The sequence below is a fragment of the Streptomyces sp. SBT349 genome (assembly GCF_001083795.1).
Taxonomy (GTDB): domain Bacteria; phylum Actinomycetota; class Actinomycetes; order Streptomycetales; family Streptomycetaceae; genus Streptomyces.
Map to the genome: position 1 here is coordinate 1 of NZ_LAVK01000382.1, position 6,977 is coordinate 6,977.

Below are 6,977 nucleotides of genomic sequence, written 5' to 3' on the forward strand. Positions count from 1 at the left end.
CCCTTGCGCCGCCCCCTACCGGCCCGCCCCACGCAACGCATCGCGGTCAGCGGCCAGCACCTGGCACACCTCGCCGGACGGCTGACCACCCGCGACCGGTGGCTGGCAAGGATGCTGCACGAGCACAAGGTCCTCACCCTCCACCAGATCGTCCAGGCCGCCTGGCCCTCCGCCCGCGCCGCCAACTCCCGGTTGCTCCAGCTCTACAAATGGCGCATGACCGACCGATTCCAGCCCTTCACCACCAGCGGTTCAGCACCCATGCACTACGTCCTCGACATCGCCGGAGCCCACATCCTCGCCGCCGAGGACGCCAAAGACCCCCGCCAGCTGCCCTACCGGCACGCCACCGCCATCGGCATCGCCCACTCCCTGACCCTGGCCCACACCACAGGGACCAACGGGCTGTTCACCACGCTCATCGCCCGCGCCCGCCAGCCCGGCGCACCCGAACGGCTGACCGCCTGGTGGTCCGAAACCCGCTGCGCCCGACACTTCGGCGACATCGTCCGCCCCGACGCCTACGGCCGATGGCACCACCAGCGCGCCGGAACCATCGAGTGGTTCCTCGAATACGACCGCGGCACGGAACCGCTCGACAAGCTCGCGAGGAAACTGGCCCGCTACCACCAGCTCGCCCGCACAACATCCGTGACCACCCCCGTGCTGGTGTGGCTGCCCAGCCCTCATCGGGAAGCAGGAGCACGCACCGCCCTGGCCGCGGCCCGCCAGAGTCTCGAGTCCCCCGACCTCGTCCCCGTGGCCACCACGAGCACCGCAGCAACCCCCACGGCACCCAGCGACCCGGCCACCGCCCGCTGGCTCCCCCTGCCAGCCGCCCCCGGCGGACGCCTGTCCCTGGCCGGCCTCACCGGAGCCTGGCCGCACCTGACCCCGGTGTCCCCCTCGGCAGCCACCGCCGAAGCCGACACCCCGGATACCGCCCTACAGCCGCCGCCTCCCATGCCCCCCGCATGACGCCCGGCCGAGACATCCAGGGTGCTGATCCCCATGCTCAAATCCGTGCTCGCGTTCTTCGTCGGCATCATGCTCCTCATCACCCTCGGGATGGCCGCAGCCGGAGGCATGTTCACCACCCTCACCGGCCAGGGCACCAGCCCCAGCCGCACCGCCATGGAGGACATCCCCGCCGACCACTACGCCCTCTACACCGCCGCCGCCCAGACCTGCCCCGGCCTCGACTGGACCATCCTGGCCGCCATCGGCAAACAGGAGAGCGACCACGGCCGCTCCACCCTGCCCGGCGTCACCAGCGGCGCCAACCACGCCGGCGCCAAAGGGCCGATGCAATTCCTCCAGCCGACCTTCGACGCCACCGTCGCCGAGCACCCCCCGCCGCCGGGCGGGGCACAACGGCCCTCCCCCTACAACCTCCACGACGCCGTCTACGCCGCTGCCGCGTACCTGTGCGACTCAGGGGCCCGTGACGGGCACGACCTCAAGGGAGCGATCTTCGCGTACAACCACGCCGACTGGTACGTCGCCGACATCCTCGCCCAAGCTCAGCAGTACCAAAGCCCCACCAGCATCGGCAGCGATACCGACGCCTCCCCCGCCGCCCTGGCAGCCATCAACTACGCCACCGGCCAACTCGGCCTCCCCTACCTCTGGGGCGGCGACGGACCAGCCCAAGGCGAAGACGGCTTCGACTGCTCCGGCCTCACCCGCGCCGCCTACCAAGCAGCCGGCATCCCCATCCCCCGCGTCGCCCAAGACCAGTACAACGCAGGCCCCCGCATCCCCGACGGACAACCACTCCAACCCGGCGACCTCGTCTTCTACGGCACCCCCGACAACATCCACCACGTCGGCCTCTACATCGGAGGCGACCAAATGATCCACGCCCCCCGCACCGGCGAGCTAATCCAACTCGCCCCCCACCGGTACGCGGGCGACGACTACGCGGGCGCCACACGACCAGCCGCCTGAGTCGGGACTGTAAAACGAGGCTCTGTTCCGTAGTCGGTGGTGGCGGTGGGTGGTCGTCAGTGGAGCAGGATGCGGTGGCGGAGGAGGTCGAATCCTGCTCGGCCGTGCATCTGTCGCATGATCTTCTTGGTGCTGGTGTTGACGCCTTCGGTGCGTCCGTTGTTCCAGGGGAGGGTGAGGCCGGCGTTCACGGCGTGGCGGTCGAGTTCGAGGCCGTTGCAGAAGCTGTGCAGGTGGGGTAGGTCGGCTGCGCGGACGGTGGTGATCCACTGGGTGAGCTTGTCGTCGTTGTCCTGGTCCGGGGTCAGGAGCGCGGCGAACTCGCCGATGAGTCGGGCGAGTGCGGTCATCTCCGGGCAGGCCACGGTGAGAAGACCGAGCAGGTCGGTGTCCTTGGTCCTCAGGTGCTCGGGGTGGGTGAGTAGGAGCCGGGCAAGGCGGCGGGGGGTGGTCACAGGGTGGTCGCCTTCGGCACGACCCTGGTTGAGGTAGCGGACCAGCAGGTTGGCACTGCCGGTGTAACCCAGTTCCCTGATCTCGTGCAGGAGGTGGGTGACAGGGACGGCCGGGTTGTCGGACCGGCGCTGGCGCAGGTGGTCGCGGTAGGGGTCGACCAGCGTGGGTCGGTAGCGTGGCACGACGCGGTTAGCGGACGGTTCGGGGATGCGGGCGTAGCGCTTGATGGTGTTCAGGGCCAGTCCGAGCCTGCGGGAGCAGTCGAGCAGGCCGACGCCTGAGTCGAGGAGGGCGTGAACCTTGCGCCAGCGCTCGCGGGTGGTCTGCTCGTGGACGCCGCCGGGCCGGGGCGGGTTGACGGTGGCCCAGCAGGGGGCATGGACGCGGACCTCGGCCAGGACTTTCTCACACAGGTTCCGCCATAGGTGCCATCGGTCGCTGACCTGCACTGCATCGGGCAGGGCCCGGCGGATCGCCTCGGCGTAGCTGGCCGAGCCGTCCCGGCACACGACCTCGATACCGGTCTTCCCGCGCAGCCATGCCTCCAGGGTGGTTGCCTCGCGGTCGGGCAGGACCTCGACGCGCTGCCCGGTCTCGACGTCGATGATGATCGTGGCGTAGCGGTGGCGGCGGCGCAGGGCGAAGTCGTCGACCCCGATCACCCGCGGGACGCGCACTGCCGGCGAGGGGATGCGCCGAAGCAGGCGCAGGGCGGTGGCGTAGGAGAACGGCGTGGCCAGGAACTGGGAGAGACGGGACGCCGCCCGGCCGCATAACTCCTTGACCACCTGTGAGACCTGACGGGTCAGACGCGTGGTGCGCCGCTGAAGCCGCTCGATCAGACCGGGGACCTGCTCGCGGAAGGTCTGCCGTCGGCAGCCCAGGACCCGGCAGACCAGGCGCCGCACCCGGACACGGACCACGACCTGCCGACCGTCCACCGGCACATCCGTCACTGTCCGGAGGTGGTACCCGTGCACCTTCCCCGTCGGCGCCCCGCACACCGGGCAAGGCACCGGAACATCCCGGGTCCGGGCGATGACCCGGATCACCTCGCCGTCATCCGCCACACCCTCGACGACCAGCGCCGAAAGCCCGGAAAACACCGTTGGTACAAGGGAGTTGACGTCTTGCATACGAAGTCAACGACGCCCACCACCCACCGTCACCACCGACTACGGAACAGAGCCAAACGAACGGTGTATCCCGATCATGGAAGGTGCACCTGTGACCAGTGAGAACACGTCCAAGAGTGGTCCGATCCAGACGGCTGGGGCTCAGCCGTCGGCCGCGGTGGAACAGCGGTTGATCGACCAGCTCGTCGATCGTGCCCAGGCCGAGGGCCTGCAGCTGACCGGTGAGGGCGGACTGCTCCAGCAGCTGACCAAGCGGCTGCTGGAGTCCGCCCTGGAAGGTGAGATGACCGACCACCTCGGCTACGACAAGCACGACGCGGCCAGCAGGAACGGCCAGAACAGCCGCAACGGCACCCGGTCCAAGACAGTGCTGACCGATGTCGGCCCGGTCGAGATATCCGTGCCCCGTGACCGGGAGGGCAGCTTCGAGCCGAAGATGGTCAAGAAGCGGCAGAAGCGCCTGACCGGGGTGGACGAGATGGTGATCTCGCTGGCCGCGAAGGGCCTGACGACCGGAGAGGTCCAGGCCCACCTGGCCGAGGTCTACGGCGCCGAGGTGTCCCGTCAGACGATCTCCACGATCACGGACAAGGTCATGGACGGTATGGCCGAGTGGCAGAACTGGCCTCTCGACCCGGGGCGGTTTCTACTAATGATTGCGAATCAGCAGGTCATCGGCCCTGTAAGCCATCCTCTCATGGCTTCGGCGGGGGTCTTGTCACCGAGGACGAGACGGGGTCGACGGTTGAGTTGGCGAGCGACCGCCTGGAGGTCTCGGGCGGTGTGGACGGACAGGTCGCTGCCCTTGGAGAAGTACTGCCGCAGCAGTCCGTTGGTGTTCTCGTTCGTGCCGCGCTGCCAAGGTGAATGCGGATCGCAGAAGTAGATCCGGAAGCCGGTCAGCGCCTCGACCTCCTGGTGCAAGGCGAGTTCGCGACCCTGGTCCCACGTGAGGGTCTGGCGCAGCTGCGAGGGGATGTCCGCAGTCTGGGCGATCAGCGCGTTGCGGACATGCGGAGCTTTCCAGCCCTGTGGCAGATGGAGGAGCCGGACGTAACGGGTGGTGCGTTCCACGAGAGTACCGATCGCTGAGCCCTGATTGCGGCCGATGATGAGATCGCCTTCCCAGTGTCCGGGGACGGCGCGCTTGTTGACCTCCAGTGGTCGCTGGTGGATCAGCGTCATGTTCTTGATCTTGTTTGGTGGGGCGATCCCACGCCGCTGCTTCCTCCGGCGTGTGCGTCCGGTGCGTAGCTTGCCGTCCCTGCGGCCGAGGAGGCCGGCGAAGAGTGCCCGGTAGATCGTCTCCGGGCAGGCCCGCATGGCGGGATCATTGGGGAAGGGCGAGATACCGCGAGACCTGCTGAGGCGACCACTTCTCGGCCAGCTTCGTGCGCACCGTTGTGCGCAGTGGCTCGCCGGCCCGGATCTTCTCCTCCTTCGGGCGGCGCCGCCGCAGCAGTGCCTGGTTGTGCGCCCACCAGGGCTGATAAGGGCCGTCCTTGCTGCCACGCTGGATCTCCCGGTAGACGGTCGACACGCTCTTGCCGATCAAGGCGGCGATGCCCTTGACGGGCTGCCTGGCGTGCAGTCCGTCCGCGATGGCGATGCGGTCGTCCTGGGTGAGGAAGCGTGGCGCTATCGGGCCGGGATCAGGGACGATCATGCTCCCAGCTTCGATGAACCACTTCGAACCGCAGCTGGTGGACACACCCACCTCGCGGGCCGCAGCGGCTCCCTTCAGCCCTTGATGCAACAGCTCGAAGTACCGCTTCTTCACTGCAGTCGGCAACTTGTTGTGAGCCCAACGAGGCATGCGAACGTCCCCTCTCGAAGCGTTCGCAACCACCGATAGAACTCAAGCCGGCTGCTTCCCGCCGGTGTCCTTCACGCGCCGTTTCAGGAACCGCGCGTACTTGCCGAGCTTGGTCGCGATGCGCTGGGCGTCCATGTGGCAGGTGTCGACCTCCACGAACAGCAGCGGCACCCCCGCCTCGGGCGCGGCCAGGACGGCGTCGGCCTGCGCGCCACCGCGCCCCGCACTCGCCCATGTCCCGGTCGCGGGCAGCGGCACCTCCGTGGACCAGGACTCCACCGAGCCGCAGCCGCGTGGATGCGGGTAGCCGCCGCTCCCCTCACCGCAGGGCATGGTTCGGAAGATCCTGGGCACCTCAGACCGGGCTGGCGCCTCGGTCCGGGACATGCGCACTCAGTGGGAGTGTCCGGACTCGGCTGCTGGGCAGGAGCGTCGTGGACGCTGCGCCCGAACGAGAACCAGAGCGCCGGCTACAAGAGCCGCAAAGGGCCCACCAGCCCGAGCCTCCGTGCAGGGCCTCGGGAAGTCGGAAGGGCTGGCCCCGGCCTATCGCAGACCGTCACCAGGGCTCATGGCCTGCCAGAAAGGACAGGCTGGCCTGCCCACTGTGAGATCCCGGCTGAGGCGGAGGACATCCCAACATCACGGCCCGGCGCCCTCTTCGAGCAGACGGCGCACGACAGCAGGATCCGCAGCGACTTCGGGCGGCAGCTTCGTACTCAACGTCGGCCGCGCGGAAACAACCTGCTCAACGCTCAACCCGATGGCCCCGCGAAGGTCCGCTCCGCCGAGCTGGGCACCAGTGAGATTTGCCCCGTTGAGACGGGCCCCGTTGAGACGGGCCCCGTTGAGCAGCGCGTCGGTGAGATCCGCGTCGAAGAACCGGACATCGGTCAGGTCCGACCAGGTGAACTGGGCGCGGGTGAGATCCGCTCTGCTGAGCTGCATATGGGTGAGATCCGAGAAGTTGGCCCCGGCACCGGCGAGGTGAAGGCCGTCCAGAAGGATTGTGGCAGTACTGTGGCGGCGGTTTTTCGGGCGGGTCAACGCGCTCAGGGCTAGCTGAATATCAGTGGCCGGGTGTTCCGGCAGCGGGGGTGGGCTGCCCGGCAAGGAGGCGCCACCACGGCGGCGAGGCGCGCGTTCGCACACAAAGGCTTCCAGGACCGCAGCAGCGTGGGGCGCCTGATCGGGAGCGTCTTGCATGATCTGCTCCAGCGCGAGCACACCACCGAGACGCACATACAGCTCCTCCGAACCCAGACGTTCCAGAGCCTTGATGAAGCGATCGGTCACCTGCCCACGGCGGGAGAGCCGGTAGGTAAAAACAGTGACCAGCAGGGCAACACCCGCCCCGAGGAGAGCGGCAAGCTGGACCACCGCCAGGCGCAGTTGCCCCATCGCAGCGGCCTGCTCCGCCGACGTCATCCCCGCCCACGAGCCAGGCCCAGAGGCCCACGCCGCCACGTCACGCGTGAACGGCGTAACGACCCCGAGCACCACTCCCGTGACCACCGCACAGCCCACCGCGGCCACCACAACGAACCCCACCCACCGCGATCACCGCCGCCTGGCAGACCATCAGCCTCAGCCCGGACCCGGCTCCGCCGCACACCGGA

Annotated in this window: 7 protein-coding genes and 1 pseudogene; 3 read left to right on the forward strand and 5 right to left on the reverse strand. The window is 68.6% G+C overall.

The genetic code is table 11. The annotated features are described in order from the left end of the window. Both ADY01_RS30640 and ADY01_RS41415 read left to right on the forward strand, forming a co-directional pair. On the forward strand, positions 1 to 978 hold a 978-nt coding region (locus ADY01_RS30640), incomplete at its 5' end, for a replication-relaxation family protein (protein WP_107081878.1). Between the two features lie 33 nt (positions 979 to 1,011). After that, entirely contained in the window at positions 1,012 to 1,950 is a 939-nt protein-coding gene (locus ADY01_RS41415) for an NlpC/P60 family protein (protein ID WP_049579975.1), read from the forward strand. A gap of 56 nt (positions 1,951 to 2,006) precedes the next feature. Here the strand turns inward: ADY01_RS41415 and ADY01_RS30650 are convergent, their stop codons facing one another. After that, positions 2,007 to 3,542, reverse strand: a complete 1,536-nt coding sequence (locus tag ADY01_RS30650) for an ISL3 family transposase (RefSeq protein ID WP_049579969.1) — start codon at positions 3,540 to 3,542, stop codon at positions 2,007 to 2,009. A gap of 76 nt (positions 3,543 to 3,618) precedes the next feature. On the opposite strand from ADY01_RS30650, the gene ADY01_RS30655 reads away from it, so the two are divergent. Then, on the forward strand, positions 3,619 to 4,428 hold the full coding sequence (locus ADY01_RS30655) for a transposase (protein ID WP_420715758.1): 810 nt from the start codon (positions 3,619 to 3,621) through the stop codon (positions 4,426 to 4,428). On the opposite strand, the pseudogene ADY01_RS41950 reads toward ADY01_RS30655, so the two are convergent. From ADY01_RS41950 to ADY01_RS30670, 4 genes and pseudogenes are all read right to left on the reverse strand, one after another. Then, positions 4,335 to 4,865, reverse strand: a pseudogene (locus ADY01_RS41950) (IS30 family transposase); the annotation flags it as partial. The gene ADY01_RS30655 and the pseudogene ADY01_RS41950 sit on opposite strands and share 94 nt — an antisense overlap. Positions 4,866 to 4,872: 7 nt before the next feature. Further along, positions 4,873 to 5,208, reverse strand: coding sequence for a helix-turn-helix domain-containing protein (locus ADY01_RS41060; RefSeq protein ID WP_234320483.1), 336 nt, complete (start codon positions 5,206 to 5,208; stop codon positions 4,873 to 4,875). Positions 5,209 to 5,400: 192 nt separating this feature from the next. Continuing rightward, positions 5,401 to 5,691, reverse strand: a complete 291-nt coding sequence (locus ADY01_RS30665) for a replication-relaxation family protein (RefSeq protein WP_049579970.1) — start codon at positions 5,689 to 5,691, stop codon at positions 5,401 to 5,403. Positions 5,692 to 6,000: 309 nt separating this feature from the next. Next, positions 6,001 to 6,786 (reverse strand): pentapeptide repeat-containing protein, encoded by a 786-nt coding sequence (locus ADY01_RS30670; RefSeq protein ID WP_159001524.1) that lies wholly within the window; start codon positions 6,784 to 6,786, stop codon positions 6,001 to 6,003. Positions 6,787 to 6,977: the final 191 nt, after the last annotated feature.

What these genes read in the sequence shown, in the direction of transcription:
- ADY01_RS41415 (WP_049579975.1), top strand. Translation starts at nt 1,012, where the DNA reads ATGCTCAAATCCGTGCTCGCGTTCTTCGTCGGCATCATGCTCCTCATC.
- ADY01_RS30650 (WP_049579969.1), bottom strand. Translation starts at nt 3,542, where the DNA reads ATGCAAGACGTCAACTCCCTTGTACCAACGGTGTTTTCCGGGCTTTCG.
- ADY01_RS30655 (WP_420715758.1), top strand. Translation starts at nt 3,619, where the DNA reads ATGGAAGGTGCACCTGTGACCAGTGAGAACACGTCCAAGAGTGGTCCG.
- ADY01_RS41060 (WP_234320483.1), bottom strand. Translation starts at nt 5,208, where the DNA reads ATGATCGTCCCTGATCCCGGCCCGATAGCGCCACGCTTCCTCACCCAG.
- ADY01_RS30665 (WP_049579970.1), bottom strand. Translation starts at nt 5,691, where the DNA reads ATGCCCTGCGGTGAGGGGAGCGGCGGCTACCCGCATCCACGCGGCTGC.
- ADY01_RS30670 (WP_159001524.1), bottom strand. Translation starts at nt 6,786, where the DNA reads ATGACGTCGGCGGAGCAGGCCGCTGCGATGGGGCAACTGCGCCTGGCG.